This window comes from Arenibacter sp. S6351L, assembly GCF_023016025.1.
GTDB classification, from domain to species: domain Bacteria; phylum Bacteroidota; class Bacteroidia; order Flavobacteriales; family Flavobacteriaceae; genus Arenibacter; species Arenibacter algicola_B.
This window is the reverse complement of record NZ_JALKBB010000003.1, coordinates 97,264-115,522: the sequence shown is the minus strand read 5'-3', so window position 1 is coordinate 115,522 and position 18,259 is coordinate 97,264. Positions and strand designations below refer to the sequence as shown.

The 18,259-nt window shown below is 38.7% G+C and carries 16 protein-coding genes; 9 read left to right on the top strand and 7 right to left on the bottom strand.

What is annotated here, in order from left to right:
* Positions 1 to 42 precede the first annotated feature (42 nt).
* Complete coding sequence (locus tag MWU82_RS03890) at positions 43 to 891, top strand: OmpA family protein (RefSeq protein ID WP_031443860.1); 849 nt, start codon at positions 43 to 45, stop codon at positions 889 to 891.
* An 82-nt stretch (positions 892 to 973) separates the two neighbouring features.
* On the opposite strand, the gene MWU82_RS03885 is transcribed toward MWU82_RS03890, so the two are convergent.
* Positions 974 to 1,594 carry an L-threonylcarbamoyladenylate synthase gene (locus MWU82_RS03885; RefSeq protein WP_247095289.1) on the bottom strand — a complete coding sequence of 207 codons (621 nt, stop codon included), beginning with the start codon at positions 1,592 to 1,594 and terminating at the stop codon, positions 974 to 976.
* 47 nt (positions 1,595 to 1,641) lie between these two features.
* On the opposite strand from MWU82_RS03885, the gene MWU82_RS03880 reads away from it, so the two are divergent.
* Positions 1,642 to 2,487 carry an alpha/beta hydrolase gene (locus tag MWU82_RS03880; protein WP_247095288.1) on the top strand — a complete coding sequence of 282 codons (846 nt, stop codon included), beginning with the start codon at positions 1,642 to 1,644 and terminating at the stop codon, positions 2,485 to 2,487.
* 42 nt (positions 2,488 to 2,529) lie between these two features.
* Here MWU82_RS03880 and MWU82_RS03875 read toward each other — a convergent pair whose 3' ends face one another.
* The gene (locus MWU82_RS03875; protein WP_215949932.1) at positions 2,530 to 4,851 is read right to left on the bottom strand and encodes a UvrD-helicase domain-containing protein; all 2,322 of its coding nucleotides are present in this window, start codon (positions 4,849 to 4,851) and stop codon (positions 2,530 to 2,532) included.
* Positions 4,852 to 5,107: 256 nt separating this feature from the next.
* On the opposite strand from MWU82_RS03875, the gene MWU82_RS03870 reads away from it, so the two are divergent.
* The 4 genes from MWU82_RS03870 (at position 5,108) to MWU82_RS03855 (ending at position 9,768) form a co-directional block, all read left to right on the top strand.
* Positions 5,108 to 6,382, top strand: coding sequence for an amidohydrolase (locus MWU82_RS03870; protein ID WP_247095287.1), 1,275 nt, complete (start codon positions 5,108 to 5,110; stop codon positions 6,380 to 6,382).
* A 114-nt stretch (positions 6,383 to 6,496) separates the two neighbouring features.
* Positions 6,497 to 8,077 carry an FMN-binding glutamate synthase family protein gene (locus MWU82_RS03865; RefSeq protein ID WP_247095286.1) on the top strand — a complete coding sequence of 527 codons (1,581 nt, stop codon included), beginning with the start codon at positions 6,497 to 6,499 and terminating at the stop codon, positions 8,075 to 8,077.
* Positions 8,078 to 8,179: 102 nt separating this feature from the next.
* Positions 8,180 to 8,983, top strand: coding sequence for an OmpA family protein (locus MWU82_RS03860; RefSeq protein ID WP_215949935.1), 804 nt, complete (start codon positions 8,180 to 8,182; stop codon positions 8,981 to 8,983).
* A 266-nt stretch (positions 8,984 to 9,249) separates the two neighbouring features.
* A complete protein-coding gene (locus tag MWU82_RS03855) occupies positions 9,250 to 9,768 on the top strand; it encodes a hypothetical protein (protein ID WP_215949936.1) in 519 nt (172 codons plus the stop codon).
* Between the two features lie 12 nt (positions 9,769 to 9,780).
* Here the strand turns inward: MWU82_RS03855 and MWU82_RS03850 are convergent, their stop codons facing one another.
* From MWU82_RS03850 to MWU82_RS03830, 5 genes are read right to left on the bottom strand one after another with little or no spacing between them, the layout of a single operon-like run.
* On the bottom strand, positions 9,781 to 10,671 hold the full coding sequence (locus tag MWU82_RS03850) for a patatin-like phospholipase family protein (RefSeq protein WP_215949937.1): 891 nt from the start codon (positions 10,669 to 10,671) through the stop codon (positions 9,781 to 9,783).
* A complete protein-coding gene (locus tag MWU82_RS03845; RefSeq protein ID WP_215949938.1) occupies positions 10,668 to 11,579 on the bottom strand; it encodes a patatin-like phospholipase family protein in 912 nt (303 codons plus the stop codon). The genes MWU82_RS03850 and MWU82_RS03845 overlap by 4 nt, the downstream gene beginning before the upstream one ends.
* Positions 11,576 to 13,663 (bottom strand): M1 family metallopeptidase, encoded by a 2,088-nt coding sequence (locus tag MWU82_RS03840; protein ID WP_247095285.1) that lies wholly within the window; start codon positions 13,661 to 13,663, stop codon positions 11,576 to 11,578. The genes MWU82_RS03845 and MWU82_RS03840 overlap by 4 nt, the downstream gene beginning before the upstream one ends.
* Before the next feature lie 54 nt (positions 13,664 to 13,717).
* Entirely contained in the window at positions 13,718 to 14,443 is a 726-nt protein-coding gene (locus MWU82_RS03835) for a hypothetical protein (protein WP_247095284.1), read from the bottom strand.
* 4 nt (positions 14,444 to 14,447) lie between these two features.
* Positions 14,448 to 15,029: a sigma-70 family RNA polymerase sigma factor gene (locus MWU82_RS03830; protein ID WP_247095283.1), complete on the bottom strand. Its 582-nt coding sequence runs from the start codon at positions 15,027 to 15,029 to the stop codon at positions 14,448 to 14,450.
* Between the two features lie 313 nt (positions 15,030 to 15,342).
* On the opposite strand from MWU82_RS03830, the gene MWU82_RS03825 reads away from it, so the two are divergent.
* From MWU82_RS03825 to MWU82_RS03815, 3 genes are all read left to right on the top strand, one after another.
* Positions 15,343 to 16,362, top strand: a complete 1,020-nt coding sequence (locus tag MWU82_RS03825; protein ID WP_247095282.1) for a hypothetical protein — start codon at positions 15,343 to 15,345, stop codon at positions 16,360 to 16,362.
* A 110-nt stretch (positions 16,363 to 16,472) separates the two neighbouring features.
* The gene (locus tag MWU82_RS03820) at positions 16,473 to 17,039 is read left to right on the top strand and encodes a hypothetical protein (RefSeq protein WP_247095281.1); all 567 of its coding nucleotides are present in this window, start codon (positions 16,473 to 16,475) and stop codon (positions 17,037 to 17,039) included.
* Positions 17,040 to 17,154: 115 nt separating this feature from the next.
* Positions 17,155 to 18,177: a hypothetical protein gene (locus MWU82_RS03815; protein WP_247095280.1), complete on the top strand. Its 1,023-nt coding sequence runs from the start codon at positions 17,155 to 17,157 to the stop codon at positions 18,175 to 18,177.
* The last annotated feature ends 82 nt before the right edge of the window (positions 18,178 to 18,259 follow it).

Genomic DNA, 18,259 nt, shown 5'->3' with positions numbered 1-18,259 from the left:
AACCTAATTAAATTATAAATTATTAATTCTATTATCATAACTATGAGAAAAATCATTTTAGGCTGTTTAGGTATTACCCTTTTGTTGTCTTCATGTGTGTCGCAAAAGAAATATGCGGATATGGAAGCCAAAGCGAAAGAAGCACAGGATTTATTAAATTCCGCGACAGTTAAATTAAATACCTGTTTAGAAGATAAGGCTGCTGCAACTTCAAAAATGCAGACTTTGGAAGATCAGAATGCCTTCCTTAAAGCCAACAACCAAGACTTAATTAATAATATGGGTAACCTTACCACTCTTACAAGTAAAGGTGCCGATAACTTGGAGAAATCCTTGGAAAGTTTAAAAGAAAAGGATTTAACTATAAGAAAACTGAACGACGCCATTACTAGAAGAGATTCTGTAAACTTGGCTTTGGTACAAAGTTTAAAAGGTGTTCTTGGAAACTTGGATGATGAGGATATTGAAATCAGTGTAGAAAAAGGAGTTGTTTTTGTTTCTATTTCTGACAAACTTTTATTTAGAAGCGGTAGCTTTAACGTAACTCAGAGAGCTAAGGAAATTTTAGGTAAGGTTGCCCAAGTGGTTAACAACAAACCAGATTTCGAATTTATGGTTGAAGGTCATACCGATACTGATCCATACAACAGCGGTGTTTTATATGACAACTGGGATTTAAGTGTGAAACGTGCTACTTCAGTTGTACGTATTTTACAAAAAGATTACGGTGTTGATCCTAAGCGTATGACTGCTGCAGGAAGAGGAGAATATATTCCTGTTTCCCCAACAGACAAGGCTAAGAACAGAAGAACACGTATTGTTGTACTTCCAAAAATTGATCAATTCTACAGTATGATCGAAGAGGGAATGAAAGATCCTAAGATCAACTAAGAATAATAAATTATTCAACTTAAAAAGCGACCTAATGGGTCGCTTTTTTTTTGCTCTATATTCAGTTGAAAACTTTTTTTTCTTAAAATATATCCAAACTGCCCTTTCCTTCCCTGACCACTTTGGGTTCATCCTCAGATAAATCTATTACCGTAGAGGCCATATTGTCCCCATAACCACCATCAATGACTATATCTACCAGATTTCTCCATTTCTCATAGATCAATTCCGGATCGGTAGTATATTCCAATAGTTCATCCTCATCTCGAATGGAGGTTGAAACGATAGGGTTTCCCAGAGCTTCAACCAAGGTCCTGGCTATGGAATTATTGGGAATACGAATACCCACCGTTTTTTTCTTTTTAAATTCTTTGGGTAGATTATTGTTCCCAGGAAGTATAAAAGTATAAGGTCCAGGTAGGGCCCGCTTTAGAATTTTAAAGGTAGAGGTGTCAATTTGTCTTACGTAATCCGAAAGATTACTAAGATCGGCACATATAAAGGACCAATTCGCCTTGGCCAATTTTACCCCTTTTATCCGTGCTATTTTTTCCAAGGCTTTGGTGTTTGTAATATCACATCCCAAGCCATACACCGTATCTGTTGGATAAATAATCAGCCCTCCCTTTTTTAGTACATCCACTACCCTCTTAATTTCCTTGGGATTTGGATTTTCTGGATATATTTTTATTAATTCTGCCATATTATTAGTTAAAAAAAGACGTTATCAATTTAAGAAATAATATTATCATGTATAAGTTCGTCTTCATCCTACTTTTAAATTTCCTTTTTATTGTCACTAGCTCATGTTCGGAGGATTCTATTGCCCCGGAAATTGCCGCCTTGGAAGCCAAAACCATGATGAATTTGGAATACGGTTCCGATTTGCATCAAAAGTATGATATTTATCTTCCACAAAATAGGACCAAGGATACTAAAGTGCTGATTTTGATACATGGAGGAGGATGGGCTGCTGGTGATAAATCCGAAATGGATGCATTTAAGGATTTTATCAAGAGTCAATTACCCGGTATTGCAGTAGTTAACATGAATTATAGATTGGCGGATGACAACAATCCTCCATATCCCATGCAAATAGATGATATAAATCTTGTAGTAAGCCAATTGCGCAATAAGGCTCAGGAGTTTCAGATATCCACAGACATTGGATTTATTGGAGCCAGTGCCGGAGCCCACCTTTCCTTGTTATGGAGCTATGCACACGATACCAAAAAGCAGGTGAAGATGGTCTGCAGTATTGTTGGGCCTACGAATCTGTTGGACGAGGCATACATAAGTACTCCAAATGAAGAATTAAGGATCCTTTTAGATCAATTTGGGAATGATCCAGAAGTTTTGGAAGAGGTGAGTCCTTTATATCAGGTAACCACAACTTCTCCTCCCACCCTATTATTTTATGGGGCACAGGACCCATTAATTCCAAATTCCCAAGGAATTAGTCTACGGGATGGATTAATGGAATTAAACGTAGAGCACGAATTTACCCTATACCCTAACGGAGGTCACGGTTGGGTAGGTTTGGATCTATTGGACACGACTATTAAATTAAAGGCTTTTATCCAAGAGCATTTATAGTCTATCCTTGCGTAATAAAAGCTTTCTACGGCGCCTTTGAAATTAGAGTACCTCCAACTTGGCAAACCTTAGTAAAAGTTTTTTAATGTCTCCTTTATCAAATTTAATTTCAGCCTTCCTGTCATTTCCAACCCCTTCAATTTTTATTACCTGTCCCCTACCAAATCTAGTATGGTTTACTAATGAACCTTCTGATAAATTTGGATCTACCGAATTGGTGTTTCCAACAGGAGTTCCAAGTTCGGGTTTTAGTTTACGGAGTTTTCGCAACTGATTTTCATTGGGCTTAACACCACTGGGTGGAGTTCCTTGTACAGGTTTGTTCTGTCTTAATCTACTCTTATCAACATCGCCAAAAATATCAACATCAATTAAGGGGGTATATCTGGATCTTACCACTGGGGTAAGATTTTCCACAAATTTTTCATCAATTTCTTCAATAAATCTACTGGGTTCTGCATCTACCAGTTTGCCCCAACGATATCTGTTCTGTGTATAGGTTAAATATGCCTGTTTTTCCGCCCGTGTCAATGCAACATAAAACAAGCGCCTTTCCTCTTCCAATTCGCTCCTGGTATTCATACTCATGGCAGATGGGAAAAGATCTTCCTCCATCCCCACGATGAATACATATGGAAATTCCAATCCTTTGGCCAAGTGAATCGTCATTAAAGCCACTCGGTCATCATCCCCTGTATCTTTATCAAGATCTGTTGCCAGGGCTACATCTTCCAAAAACTCGCCAATATCCCCTTTGGCATCTGCCAATTCCTTTTGCCCTTCAACAAAATCTTTAATACCGTTCAACAGCTCTTCAATATTCTCCATCTTCCCTATTCCCTCCGGAGTGCCATCTTTTTTGAATTCCAACAATACTCCGGATTTTTTGGCTACATGTTCTGCCAAGGTAAAGGCATCGGCACTTTCGTTCATGATCTGAAAGCTCTTGATCATGGCTACAAAGTCGCCCAATTTCCTTTTAGTTCCAGAATTTATCTTTAAATCTATTCTGTCCAGGTTCTCCATAACCTCAAAAATAGAACGGTTATAGTGATTTGCGGCAACGGTAAGTTTGTCCAAAGTACTCTGTCCAATGCCACGTGTAGGAAAATTGATAATACGCTTAAGCGCTTCTTCATCTTTAGGATTAATGACCAATCTCAAATAAGACAGAACGTCCTTTATTTCCTTCCGCTGATAAAAGGAAAGTCCCCCATAAATACGATATGGTATATCACGTTTTCTTAGGGCATCCTCAATAGCCCTTGATTGGGAGTTAGTCCTATACAATACCGCGAAATTACCATTCGGCATCTGGTTTTGCATTTTTTCTTCAAAAATAGTTCCAGATACAAATCGTCCTTCTTCGGCATCCGTTGGACTCCGGTGCACCTTGATCAAAGGTCCTTCATCATTGGAAGTCCATACTACTTTTTCCAATTGATTTGTATTCTTGGCAATAATGGAGTTTGCGGCATTCACAATATTCCTGGTGGACCTATAATTCTGTTCCAAGCGATACATACCAACATTGTCATAATCCTTTTGAAAATTAAGGATGTTACTAATGTTTGCTCCTCTAAAGGAATATATACTCTGGGCGTCATCCCCTACCACACAAATATTCTGGAACCTGTCCGACAGTGCCTTAACGATCAAATATTGGGAATGGTTGGTATCCTGGTACTCGTCTACCAGAATATACCTAAACCTATCCTGATATTTGGCCAAAACTTCAGGGAATCTTGTCAACAACTCATTGGTTCTTAACAATAAATCATCAAAATCCATGGCACCGGCCTTAAAGCAACGATCTACATAGTTCTGATAAATTTCGCCCATCCTGGGGCGTTTGGCCATGGCATCTGCCTCTACCAAATCTGGATTGTTGTAATACGCTTTTACGGTAATGAGGCTGTTCTTATAGGAAGATATTCTATTTTGTACCTGCTTATACTTATAAATATCCTTATCCAGGCCCATCTCCTTAATAATAGCGGATAAGAGACGTTGCGAATCTTGGGTGTCATAAATAGTAAAATTGGCGGGGTAACCCAACTTATCACCGTCAAACCTTAAAAGCTTGGCAAAAACGGAATGAAAAGTACCCATCATTAAATTTTTGGATTCGGAAGTACCAACAATATCGGCAATACGCTTCTTCATTTCCCTAGCTGCCTTATTGGTAAAGGTCAAAGCCAAAATATTAAAGGAATCCACTCCTAGGCTCATTAAATAAGCAATACGGTAAGTCAATACCCTTGTCTTACCGGAGCCGGCCCCTGCAATCACCATCAAAGGCCCGTCCTTATGCAAAACAGGAGCCTTCTGGGCTTCATTTAATTCGTTAATATAGTTCTCCAAAACGTATGTAGATATTAAGCTCGTTACGATCGGTGAATTTAACCATAAATAGCCTTATCAAAAAATCAACTTTAATATTTGTGATAATCCAACCGAGTTAATAGTACTAATTTGAATATATTTATCCTATAAATCCAATTTTACATAAAACAACACTTTTTATGATGTTGCCATATGTAAAATTATTAAAAACTAAGGTCAGTGTTTAAGACAATTAAGTCTTGGGCATCTAAAATTTTAAATCCCATTTAGTTGTATGAAGTTATATTTAATTCTCCCAATGCTTTTGTGGTGTTTAATTTCCTCGGCTCAGAAATACAATTTTGAAAAGGAATATAAGAGTATTGAACCCAAGGTTATAGATTGGAGGAGAGATTTTCACCAAAATCCGGAGTTATCCAATAGAGAGTTCAATACCGCTGAAAAAATAGCATCGCATTTGAAATCCTTAGGGATAGAGGTACAAACAGGAGTTGCCAAAACTGGGGTTGTAGGGATACTAAAAGGTAATAAAAATGGAAAAGTAATTGCTTTAAGGGCCGATATTGATGCCTTGCCCGTTACGGAAAGAAACGACCTTCCGTTTAAATCTACTGTAAAATCGGAATTTCTAGGACAAGAGGTTGGTGTTATGCACGCCTGTGGTCATGATACCCATACGGCCATCCTAATGGGTGTTGCGGAAATTCTGTCCAAAAATAGGGACAAAATCAAAGGAACCATTAAATTTATTTTTCAACCTGCCGAAGAAGGTCCTCCTCCTGGGGAAGAAGGAGGAGCACTATTAATGGTCAAGGAAGGGGTTCTTAAAAACCCGGATGTGGATGCTATTTTTGGACTTCATATTAATTCCGCTACCCCAGTTGGGGTCATAAGGTATAAATCTGAAGGACTAATGGCAGCCGTGCAACGCTTCGTTATTCAGGTAGAGGGAAAACAGACCCATGGTTCACAACCATGGAAGGGTATAGACCCCATTCTCATTAGTGCCAAGATCATAGATGGCCTACAGACCATTATTAGTAGGGAAGTTGACCTTACCAATGAAGCAGCGGTAATTAGTGTGGGCAAGATTACGAGTGGTGTCCGTTTCAATATTATCCCTGAAAGTGCAGAAATGATCGGAACCATAAGAACCTTGGACTATAACATGCAAAAGCAGATTACCGAGAGAATGAAAGAAATGGTACCCGACATTGCCAAGGCATATGGTGGTACGGCCACTATTGAGATAAAAAGTAATACGGACATTACCTTTAACAATCCCGAACTGGTAGTTAAAATGTTGCCTACCTTAAAAAGGGTCGCGGGACAGGATAATGTACAAATACAAAAGGCCGTAACCGGTGGTGAGGATTTCTCCTATTTTCAAAATGAGGTACCTGGATTCTTCTTTTTCTTGGGAGGCATGACTCCTGGAAATACGGCATCCTTTCCACATCATACGCCCGACTTCAGCATAGACGAAAATGGAATGATTCTTGGGGTAAAGGCACTAACAGAAATGAGTTTGGACTTCCTGAACAATTAAAAACTTTGTAAAACAAATGAGGATGCCCAATTTTTTATTGAGGCAACTGTAGTTTGGAAACAAGGCCTATTTTCTATAATCACTCAAGTCATCTTTAAAACTTAAATTTCAAATATGGATTCAATTTTAAACATCCTAGCTAACCTACCTTGGTGGGCATGGATAATAGTGTTTTTGGTTGTGGTGGCCATCAGGGACATCTTTGTGCAGAAAGGGCACACCATTTCACATAACTTCCCTATTGTAGGACATTTAAGGTATTGGTTGGAGAGCATTGGTCCTGAAATGAGACAATATTTCGTTGCCAACAATAGGGAAGAACTTCCGTTCAACCGTATAGAGAGGGGATGGATCTATGCCTCGGCGAAAAAGGAAAATAATTACGAAGGCTTTGGAACGGACCGGGACATTTATGCACATCAACATATTTTTGTCAAGAACCAGATGATGGCTTATAAACTTCCAGGGAACCACCCTAACATTACCGATCCCTGTTTTTTACCCTGTGCCAAAATCATTGGATCTTACAACAAACGTAAAAAGCCCTATAGGCCTGCATCCGTAATCAATGTCTCAGCCATGAGTTTTGGGTCATTATCTGCTGCTGCAGTAGATGCTATGAACAATGGAGTAAGAAAATCGGGCGCTTATCAGAATACTGGGGAAGGTGGTCTTTCCCCTTATCATAAACAAGGTGGGGATGTAATATTCCACTTTGGAACAGGATACTTTGGGGTACGAAGTGAAGATGGAAATTTTTCCATGGAAAAAATGAAACAATTGGTGTTGGATAACCCCTGCATCAAAGCTATTGAAATTAAAATTTCACAGGGAGCAAAACCGGGTAAGGGAGGGGTGTTGCCGGCCGCAAAGATAACCCATGAAATCAGCGAAATAAGAGGCGTTGTTATGGGCAAGGATGTATTGTCCCCAGCTACCCATTCGGCTTTCAATTCTGTACCGGAATTAATGCAGTTAATTGAAGATATTGCTGAACAAACAGGTCTTCCCGTTGGCTTAAAAGGAGCCATTGGCAAATTGGATCAGTGGGAGGAATTGGCCAAATTGATGATAGAAACAGGAAAGGGACCGGATTTTATCACCGTTGATGGCGGTGAGGGAGGAACGGGAGCTGCCCCTCCAAGTTTTGCCGACCATGTATCCTTGCCTTGGGTATACGGATTTTCCAGTCTTTATAAATTGTTTAAAAACTACGATCTAACAGAAAGAATAGTGTTCATTGGAAGTGGAAAATTGGGGTTCCCTGCAAAAGCGGCTATGGCATTTGCCATGGGTGTAGATTGTATAAATGTAGCTAGGGAAGCCATGATGAGCATTGGTTGTATCCAGGCCCAAGTATGCCATACCAACAGATGTCCGACCGGAATAGCTACCCAAAGTAAATGGTTGCAGGGCGGAATAAATGTTCCTCTGAAATCTGATAGATTGTCCCAATATTTCAAAACCTTTAGAAAGGAATTCCTGGAAATAACGCATGCTGCTGGTTATGAACATCCCTGTCAGTTTACTATGGATGATATACAGGTAAATGTGGATGACAATGACTTGAACAGGTCGTTATCCTCTACTTATGGATATAATAAGGCTGTAGTACCTTTTTCAGGAATACAGGATCTTTATAATTGCCCAAATTTGGGAGGCAATGAGTATATGAAAAATAAGATTGGCCCTTAATCAAATATAATATTAATTTTGCACGTAATATCAAATTGTATATCCTTGCAGTAACGCAACCAATTAGAATTACCCGAATATTCAAATAAACAAATATTATCTATGAAAAGAATTTTTACCATTTTAGTTTTTTTAATGTACATATCCATTTCACAGGCACAAAGCAAGAAAGATCTTATTCTGGAAGTAGATGGTCTAAGATCTCAGTTAAGGGAGTCTGAAACAGCTCTGTCGGAATCCAAACGCGAAGAAAGAATTGCTTCGGCCAAAGTGGAGTCCTATGAAGCACAGGTAAATGAACTTAAGGAAACCAATGCCAATCTATTAAAAAACTTAAATAGTTTTACGGAAGCCTCCAATAAGAGATCCGACCATATAAATAGCACCCTGGAAAGCCTTGTTCAAAAGGAAGCGCAATTGAGGGTTATCAATGATGCATTGAGCAGTCACGACTCTATAACCCTAGCTGTTTTTACCCAATTTAAGCAAACATTGGGCAGTGATCCCAAGATAACTGTCAGCAATGGTGCCGTAGCGGTGGTAATGGACAACAGTTATATATTTGGGGAGAATTCCAAGAATTTTAAAGTACAGGACAAGGCAGAGGCTATTATTGCCAAGATTGGAAGTATTTTGAAAGCCAACCCTACAATGGATATTCAAATTGTAAGCAATAGCAACTTGGTGGAATCCAAGGACAATAAATTGAATAACTGGGAAATTGGAACCCAACAAGCTGCTGCTGTAGCTAGGATCCTGGAAAGCAAATATCAAATAGAGCCCAAACGAATCATCGCCACAGGGAAATCGGAATTAGGACTTTACAGTATTGAAACTGCTACCGAAATCATTGTACAACCAAGATTTTATGAATTCTTTAAATTGGTAAAGGAGAGCATGAAATAAGTCATTAGATTTATTGAAACCGTCAGGAACATATTATGGTGAATAGTTTTAAGCACCTCCCTCTGGGAAAGCCAATTCAACAACCGCAATATAAAATCTGATAAAACAGTCATTACAATTTAAAAAGCGCTACTTAGCGCTTTTTTTTATGACCTAGGTTAGATTAATCCAATTATAGTGGTGACAGGTAAAAAATTGAAACCTACCATAATTTTTAATGGAATAAGCCGTTAAATAATCAACAAACCAAAAAATACCAATACAAAATGAGTGGAGAGGAAATTTTTCAACTATTTGCCTATTTGTTACCCGCTGTAGTAACCGGAGTGGTCGCCTTTTATTTTTTTAGACTACATACCAGAAACGAAGAAGGTAGAAGACGATACCTACTGCATAAAGACAGTCAAAAAAACACCTTGCCTATTAGATTACAAGCCTACGAAAGAATGGCCCTGTTTCTGGAGAGAATTGCAATTCCTAGTTTGGTGGTAAGGGTAGGACCTAAAAACAGCAATAAAAACGATTATGAAAATTTGCTGATCAAAAGTATCGAAAATGAATTTGAGCATAACCTATCCCAACAAATCTATATGACCGATGAATGTTGGAATATAATTAAGGCGGCAAAAAGTGCCACCATACAAATGATCAGGAAGGCAGGAATGAGCGAATCGGATTCGGCAGACAAGCTCCGTGAGGATATTCTAAATGAAACCATGGAAAAAAGCTCTCCTTCGGCAACTGCTTTGGCTTACGTTAAAAAGGAAATTGGGGAACTCTGGTAACTAAAATTTACCTTAAACAACGCTGGAAAATTTTTCCTGTGCGTACCTATACCCTTGTTGCCACCATAGCGACATAAGTTTCTTATTGAAGACCAAGGAGTTTTCAGTTAATTTAGTGGGGGTGTAATATAAGTTTAATTGCACCCCATTATGTTTTGCCGCCAATACCCCTTCAGATATGTCATGATATTCTATCTGGTCCAAAACAAAACCATAAATACTTAACATAAGTGAGAAAGGGTTTCTACCCAAAACCTTGTTATGTTCCATATTTTCGGACTCAAGGATAATGGCATCTATTTCCGTAGCTCCTCGTCTTATGGCTTCCCTAATGGGAACAACACACCCTAGCCCACCATCGCCGTATTCAAATCCGTCTTTTTTTACCAAGGACATGAAAGGAATATAGTTGCATGAAATCCAAATCCAATCACAGAATTCATCATAGGAAAAATCCTTAATGGATTTATATTCGATCCTGTTCTTGGAAAGATTGGAAACCGTCACGACTACATCTTTTCGTCCTTTTTTTAACCTCTGGAATTCCGCTTCACTAAAATTCTTTTTAATAGTCCTTCTCAGAGCCTTGCTTTCTCCAAAAGTACGTTTGCTCTTTACAAATTGGAGAATGGTAGTTAGAAAATTTATGGAGACATATTCCCTGTCACCTTTTTTTCGTACGACAAAGGGATTAAGGCTAAAAATGGAACGTTGACTAACATTGGTATAGATATCATGCAGTTTGTCAATTTGGTTTAAGGCCAATTGAGGAATTAAAAGACTGCCCGTGGAGGTACCTACCAAAATATCATATTCCCGTTTTTCAACTTCCATTAGGTATTGGGCCACGCCACCAGCAAAGGCCCCTTTACTCCCTCCCCCACTAATTACGAGTGCTTTCATAGAATTCCAGTCTCTATTAGGTTGGTTTCAGAGTTTTTATGTTTGGCAAAATTAAATCCACTTTCCCACCATACCGTCATTTTTTCCTTTTCAAATATAAGAGAGTTGGTAGTGAGTACAGTGGGCGTATAATAGAAGTTGATTATTGCATCGTTATGGTTGGCTACAAACTTGCCTATCCTAATATTTTGTTGTTCTATTCTATCCAACATAAAGGCAAACATACTGGTAAGTAATGAAAATACGTTCTTGGAGGGCATTCTATTTAATTGGGTAACCTCTGTTTGCAAAATTATGGCATCCACTACCTTTGCCCCTCTTCTAATAGCCTCTTCAATAGGAACCATACTGCCCAATCCGCCATCCGCATATTCACATCCATTCTTTTTTACCAAGGACATAAATGGGGTATAGTTGCAGGAAACCCATATCCATTCACAAAATTCCTCATAGGTACAGTCATTGATGGATTTATACTCTACCTGGTTCAACGACAAATTGGAGACGGTTACCACTATATCCAAAGGACCATTTTTTAAATGCTCAAATTCTTCAATGGAAATAGTATTCTTGATCAACTGAAGTAAATTATGACTTTCTCCAAAAGTCTTGCTGCCCTTGAAAAAATTTTTCATCACATTTATATGATGGATCCCAATGGTCTCTATGCCATATTTCTTTTTTATCACAAAGGGACAATTACTGAAAATATTATGTTGATTTACCGAAGTATAGACCTGCCTAATTTTTTCAATTTTTTGTAGGGCGAGATGGGAAATCAATAAACTGCCTGTGGAGGTGCCCAAAAATAAATCGTAATTGTGGTTCAATTCTTGCATCAGGTATTGGGCTACGCCACCGGCAAATGCACCCTTGCTACCACCACCAGAAATTACCAATGCTCTCATTCCGAAATCAGTTTGTTGCTAATATAACGTAATTCCTCCTTATTAAATTTTACTCTCAATTTATCTATTCTATCCCGATATTCCTTTTTTTCCAAAAGTTGGTCCAATAATGAACGGGCATATTTTCTAAACTGCCAAGAATGATGCTGGGTTGCATCTACAAGATCCAACAAATTGTTGTCTGAAAAACCAATCAATTGCTCCAAGAATTGAAATGCGCCTTGCCTAACTTCATAGGGGTATACAGGGGAAGTATACCCACTGAGTTCCAAATAATACTCGTTGGTGTTATTGGATTCATAATCCTTGGTGAGCAAAGCCAGGGTGAGCCATAATATGCGAATGTTCTTATTTGAAAAGCCAATGATCCCCTTGGTCTTATCCAAGTATTTTTCCCTTTCGTTCGGGTAATTTATCCAAAGTTTGTACAACATTTCCTCTTTGGTAATATAACTCCTATCGTCCAAAAGTGATTCATATTCAGATTTTAGATCCAGTGGCAACTGTGCTGTGGAAGTGGCCAGCGCCTGCCTAACTAGCACACTTTCAATCCTTAACAATTCCTTTATAAAATCCTGGGATAGGGATTTGTAATACGTTTTAATGATTTTGGCCTTTAATTGATCGGAATTTGTGCTTTCCAAATACTTTTTTATAATGGATTCATTGTCCATGCTACTGGTCATCACTTTCTTTTGCAGCCCGAAGAAATTCCTCAAATCCTCCGATTCACGAACCAAGCTTGTTTTGGCCTCCCCAAAAGGAAATTCCTTATCCTCCAACCATCGCTTCCGGAACGCACCCAAATCAGTGTCACTGACCAACTCCATAACCTTAATAAAGTCATCCACAGTGGCATTTCTAAATCTGTACGTATTTAAATATTGTTGTATTCCCTGACTAAAAAATTCCTCCCCCAATTGTTCCCTCAACATATGCAACGCCCATGCTCCCTTTTCATAAAAAGTAAGGCTACTGGCTTTGGGATCAATTAGGGCTTCTCCCTTATCCTCTTTGGTTAATCCCTGTAATTGGATTGCCGATTCGTATAATTTCCAATAATAATATTCATTACCAAAAAGCGCTCTCTCGGCCAACAGGGCATAATAGGTAGCAAAACCTTCATGAAGCCAGTGGCTACCACCGTCCACTTCGGTAACCAAATCACCAAACCACTGATGTGCCATCTCATGGGCATTTACATTTACATAGTTCCTGTCGTTAAATGCAATGGAATCCATTACATAGGAATCTGAAAAAATTGTGGTCCCTGTATTTTCCATTCCCGCATATAAAAAGTCCCTAACAGGTACCTGCTTATAATTCTGCCACGGATATGCCACTCCTATTTCCTTTTCCAAAAAGTCGAAAATCGCTGTAGTATATCTATAGGTAGGTTCCACCATGGCACTATCACTTGGGTAGAAATATAGACCAATGGGAATCCCGGTAGTGGATTCCACTTCTTTCTTATGGTAATCCCCAATGGCAAAAGCCAATAAATAGCTACTCATTGGATTGTCCATATTAAAACTCCATTTCTTCAATCCGTCCAATTCTTTGGTCGCGACCAAGGCACCATTTGCTACTACTTCGTATGTCTTATCAAAGCTGATATTGAGGTCATATTCAACCTTTTCGGTCATATCATCAAAACTGGGAAGCCAGTGACTGGTATATTTTCCTTGACCTTGGGTCCAGACCTGCTCGTTGCCAAGAATGTCGTCCTTCCAACCTAAAAAATATACGGTCTGTTTGGGATTGGCAGAATAGGTGATATCCAACGTATAGGTTTTATTGGCCTTAAAGCGTTTATGGACTACGATTTTTTTGCCGTTATTAGTGGGCTTAACTTTTTTATTATTGAGTTTGACCTCTATTAGATTTAGATTTTGGGCATCAAGAAAAACGGTATCCACTTTTTGTAGGACGTTCAATTTGTAGGTTACGGATCCCATAATGGTTTCGTCCTTGGGATCTATTTTTATATGTACTTTTCCCTGAATAAAATCTACCTTGTCCTGATGCTGGGCGGAAAGTAAATGGGTTGTCAGAAAAACAAAAACAAAAAGGAAATGCTTCATACTACAAATATAAGACCTTGGTACGGCCTTGTTAAATTAATTATGGCATACGGACTATAATTTTTTAAGCAGGTTTTGTGCCTTATTATATTCATCGGCCGTTGGTGGTATTTCTATCAAAACCAGCTTACACTTATTGTAATTCTTTTGCTTCAAAAGTCCCAAGGCTTTTTGCCACAAGGCCTCATTTTTATAAACCGAACTACCAGACGCAACTTTGTCCAAATCCTTATAGGCATCGCCGTAGGCAGCAGTTTCAATTTGGGCAATACCTCTATACAACAACAATTCTTGATTGTTGGGGTCATTACCCAATAGTTCATTTAGATAATTAATTGCCTCTTTAAAGGACTTGTTATTGAAAGCATTCTCTGCTTTTTTTGCCATAGGGTCTCCACTACTTCTCTGTACCAATGAAATAGTGGGTTGGGATGCAAAATCATTATACTGCGGCTGATTATTATCCATAAGAAAATAACCTCCAATAGTGATCAACAGTACAATTGCGGCTGCGTACTTCCATATTTCAGTTTTGTAACTGGGGGATGCTTTTTTGGTAAAATGCTCCTTACTTATATTTTTGAGATTATTTTCAAAAGCGTTTAAATCCTCCTGGTAGGTGAATTTTTCAGACAAGTAGTCAGAAGTTTCCTTATAGGAATCAAAAGATGCCTTAAAAGATGCATCATCCAACAAACGGGCTTCAAATGCCTTTTTTGCTTCCGAATCAAGGGTGTTGTCGAGATATGCTTCGTATAGTTCTAAATCCAATTCGTTCATGATTTTAGGCTTTTAGGTTTTTATATTCCGACGATTCCTGTACCATTCGAGTCAATTCGCCAATGCACAGGGATTTCTTTTTTCGCGCATAGGCATAGGTTACTCCCAGTTTTTGAGCCACTTCATCCATCGATTTTATTTCGAAAGTTGCTTTTAATAGATCTTTGCAGGCGTCCCCTAGTTTTTGAAACATGCGATTGAACACCAACTTCTTTTGTTGTTCAATATCAAATTCATCTGCCAGTTGTTGTGCATCGTCATTTATAGATACAACCTCTTCGTTTATTGTTACCTCCTTTAAAGAACTTTTTTTGATTTCGTTCAACCATCGCCGTTTACAAAGCAGGAAAAAATAGGCATCGAACGGACAGGTCAATTGCAATCCTTTATGTTTGGCTTGATTATAAATTGCTACCAATACCTCTTGGACAACATCTTTTGCGGCATCTTCATTGCCGCTATTTTTAGTTATATACCCCACCACCTTTGGGACAAAACGATCATAGATGCTTTTAATCACCAACGGACTGTTCATCAATAAACCCTCTATGTACTTCTGATCGGGATGGATGCTTGATCCTGCCATGAATTGAAAATTTTGCCTAAAATAAGAAAACTCTGGGTTCCTTTCTTGTAAAACAAAGTATCGGCTCTACAAAGCTTACAGAACCCCAGCCATTCTCTTTCTGGCCCATTAAAAGGTATTGGCTGATGTTGTCCTAGGAAATTAGCAAATAATAGATAAAGAAGACCCCTTGGTATCACCAAATAACTCCTCGCATCCATAATAGAACCTAATAAAATGAAAATATTTTAAACCAATGGGGTAACAAAATCCAAAGCACATTGATATAGGGGTGAACAATCAAAAAAATCATTCTTAACAAAAAATAATAATCATGAAAAATTCAAAACAAATTTTAGGACTTTTTTTAATGACGGTGGCTTTGATGACAAGTTGCCAAAAAGATGAACATGGAGATAACGATATTTTGGACGTAACAATTGAACGGGCTTCTCCCCAAGATTTCACGGATCTTAAAGCTACCGCCTTAGAAAATCTAAAACAAACATTTCAAATAGATGTGGATGGCTCCGGAACTTTTACGACCCAAAAGGGTGTTGAGATAACTATTAACGGAAGCTGTTTAGCCAAAAATGGTAATGCTGTTACAGGCATGGTAGATGTGGAAGTAATAGAGCTTTTTGATAGAGGGACTATGCTGGCCACCAATAAAACTACTATGGGTCTTTCTCCTACAGGAGGCAAGGAACTTTTGGTTACAGGAGGGGAATTTTTTATTGAAGCTACACAAAATGGACAGTTGCTACAACTTATTTGCCCTATGCAAGTTTTCGTTCCAACGGCACTTACCGGAGGTGATGATACTGGAATGACGCTTTGGGACGGCCTAATAGGTATGGATTGTGATATTGAAACCGGATGTGATGATGTTACTTGGGTAGAGCAAAAACGTAATGGCCTAGGAGCTGGCATAGACATTGGTCAAGGTGCTGCCGGGCAATCATTATATATGGCCTTATTCAACAGTTTTGGATGGACAAACGTTGACCGTTTTTGGAATGACCCTAGACCTAAGACGAAGTTATGGGCAGCGGTACCTGAAGGTTTTGATAATGGGAATTGTGCGCTTTATCTGTCCTATAATGGGGAGGCAGGCTCACTTGCCAACTTGGACGCCTATGACCCTGAGACCGGATTATTTTCCGAGCATACCGGTATTATTCCAATTGGTCTAGAGTGTCATGTCATCTTTGTTAGTGAGGACAACGGCAATTGGGTATATGCCATAAACCCCGTTACAATAATTGCAGATGGCACTATAGTTATCGAAGAAAGCGATTTGAGCACGACCACCGAGAGCCAACTGATTACCATGATAAACGCTTTGCCATAACTGTAATACACAAAAAACAAAATTTGTTTAGGAAACAGGGTAACAAAAACAAAGGACTGTTGATATAGAAATATAAAACAATAAACAATACAAATTTAAAATAACCTATTATGAAAAAATTGATGCTAATATTAGTTCTCGGAATTGTGTCCTGTACTCCAGATGACGGTGACCCCACAGTGTTTTGTGATAATTCCACTTCGGACTTCCAAACACTTTATCAAAGTATGATCAGTGCCGGTCATTCGGACAATGTAACGTATGACACTGAAATACATGAATATACTTTTATGCTATCTGCAACCAAGGAAGTATGCGAAATTGGGTATCAGAGTCAATCAGGTGTTGCCACTACACCTTATGTTATAGAAATAGTGGACAACACTACAACAAATACCATATACACTGGTTCCCACATTTTCTCGGCTACAGGAACTTCTTATGTCACACCTTCTGCTACCATTAACCTAGTAGCAGGAACCTCCTACACCATAAAACGAATTCAAACCAATTGGGGGGCGAACATTGGAAATACTATTGGACGATTGGCAACCAATAATGCTATGAGTTTTCCATACAGTAACGGAATAATGACCATTACAGGTTCAAATTTTCATCAAAATGGCGGACCGGCAATAGACTTTGGGGTGCCCTATATTGATATAATCTTTAAATAAACCCTTTAAAAAACAGTTTTCGAAAAAAAAATTAGAAATCAGGGGTAACAAAACTGAAGTCCTCTTGATATAAGGATGTAAAACATTAAATAAAAAAATCTTAAAACAATCAATTATGAAAAACACTAGAAAATTATTCGGAATGGTAGCAATGGCAGTAATAACAATGGCCAGTTGTTCAAGGGAAGAAGGCGATCAAACGGACGAACAGGGAATTCCGTTCCAAGCGGCCACACCGCAGGCATTTGCTGGCCTGAAAGCGGATGCCTTGGCAGAATTGACCCAAAATTTTCAGTTCGATGCTTCTGGAATGGGAGTTTTTACAACCGAAAATGGAACCCAAATAAGCATTAATGGTACTTGTTTAACAAAAAACGGGAATGCCGTTACTGGGCAGGTAGCTGTTGAGATTGTAGAACTTTATGACAGGGGTAATATGTTGTTGACCAACAAAACAACAATGGGCAGAATGGACGACGGAGGGAAAGCTATTATGATCTCAGGCGGCGAATTTTATGTCAATGCCACGCAAGGAGGAGATCAATTGAACCTAGGTTGTAATATGCAGGTAGTTATTCCTGTTGATTTAACCGGTGGTGCCGATAACCAAATGTCATTATGGAAAGGTACCATTGGTGAAGATTGCGATAATGCCGTGGGATGTGACGATATAATTTGGGATGAAATTCGTGATGATGAAGGAAATATGCCTGGTATAGAAATAGGTAAAGGTATAACTCAGGGAGACGCCTATTATACCTTCTTCCAAGAATTTGGGTGGACCAATGTTGATCGTTTTGCAAGTGATCCCAGACCAAAAACAGGACTCTTGGTTGATGTGCCGGAAGGCTTTAATGATGAAAACAGTGCCGTTTATATCTCCTATGATGGAGAACCAAACGCCTTGGCCTTTTTGGATAAATATGATGAAGATCTGGAATTGTTTACAGAACACTATGGTCAAATTCCTATCGGTTTAGAGGCTCATGTCATCTTTGTAAGTGAAGACAACGGAAACTGGTTATATGCCATAAAAGCGGTAACCATTGTGGACAACGGGACAATTACCTTTAATTTATCGGAAACGGCAACTACATCGGATGCCCAGCTTAAGGCCCTGATAAACAATTTGCCATAATAATAGGACATACATTATTCAATGAATTGGTTTTGAATTATTATTCAAGAATGGTGGCCGGTATTAGGCCACCATTCTATAA

Bases quoted from the DNA above. Each gene is read 5' to 3' on its own strand.
- MWU82_RS03890 (WP_031443860.1), top strand. From the start codon at position 43: ATGAGAAAAATCATTTTAGGCTGTTTAGGTATTACCCTTTTGTTGTCT.
- MWU82_RS03885 (WP_247095289.1), bottom strand. From the start codon at position 1,594: ATGGCAGAATTAATAAAAATATATCCAGAAAATCCAAATCCCAAGGAA.
- MWU82_RS03880 (WP_247095288.1), top strand. From the start codon at position 1,642: ATGTATAAGTTCGTCTTCATCCTACTTTTAAATTTCCTTTTTATTGTC.
- MWU82_RS03870 (WP_247095287.1), top strand. From the start codon at position 5,108: ATGAAGTTATATTTAATTCTCCCAATGCTTTTGTGGTGTTTAATTTCC.
- MWU82_RS03865 (WP_247095286.1), top strand. From the start codon at position 6,497: ATGGATTCAATTTTAAACATCCTAGCTAACCTACCTTGGTGGGCATGG.
- MWU82_RS03860 (WP_215949935.1), top strand. From the start codon at position 8,180: ATGAAAAGAATTTTTACCATTTTAGTTTTTTTAATGTACATATCCATT.
- MWU82_RS03855 (WP_215949936.1), top strand. From the start codon at position 9,250: ATGAGTGGAGAGGAAATTTTTCAACTATTTGCCTATTTGTTACCCGCT.
- MWU82_RS03850 (WP_215949937.1), bottom strand. From the start codon at position 10,671: ATGAAAGCACTCGTAATTAGTGGGGGAGGGAGTAAAGGGGCCTTTGCT.
- MWU82_RS03845 (WP_215949938.1), bottom strand. From the start codon at position 11,579: ATGAGAGCATTGGTAATTTCTGGTGGTGGTAGCAAGGGTGCATTTGCC.
- MWU82_RS03840 (WP_247095285.1), bottom strand. From the start codon at position 13,663: ATGAAGCATTTCCTTTTTGTTTTTGTTTTTCTGACAACCCATTTACTT.
- MWU82_RS03835 (WP_247095284.1), bottom strand. From the start codon at position 14,443: ATGAACGAATTGGATTTAGAACTATACGAAGCATATCTCGACAACACC.
- MWU82_RS03830 (WP_247095283.1), bottom strand. From the start codon at position 15,029: ATGGCAGGATCAAGCATCCATCCCGATCAGAAGTACATAGAGGGTTTA.
- MWU82_RS03825 (WP_247095282.1), top strand. From the start codon at position 15,343: ATGAAAAATTCAAAACAAATTTTAGGACTTTTTTTAATGACGGTGGCT.
- MWU82_RS03820 (WP_247095281.1), top strand. From the start codon at position 16,473: ATGAAAAAATTGATGCTAATATTAGTTCTCGGAATTGTGTCCTGTACT.
- MWU82_RS03815 (WP_247095280.1), top strand. From the start codon at position 17,155: ATGAAAAACACTAGAAAATTATTCGGAATGGTAGCAATGGCAGTAATA.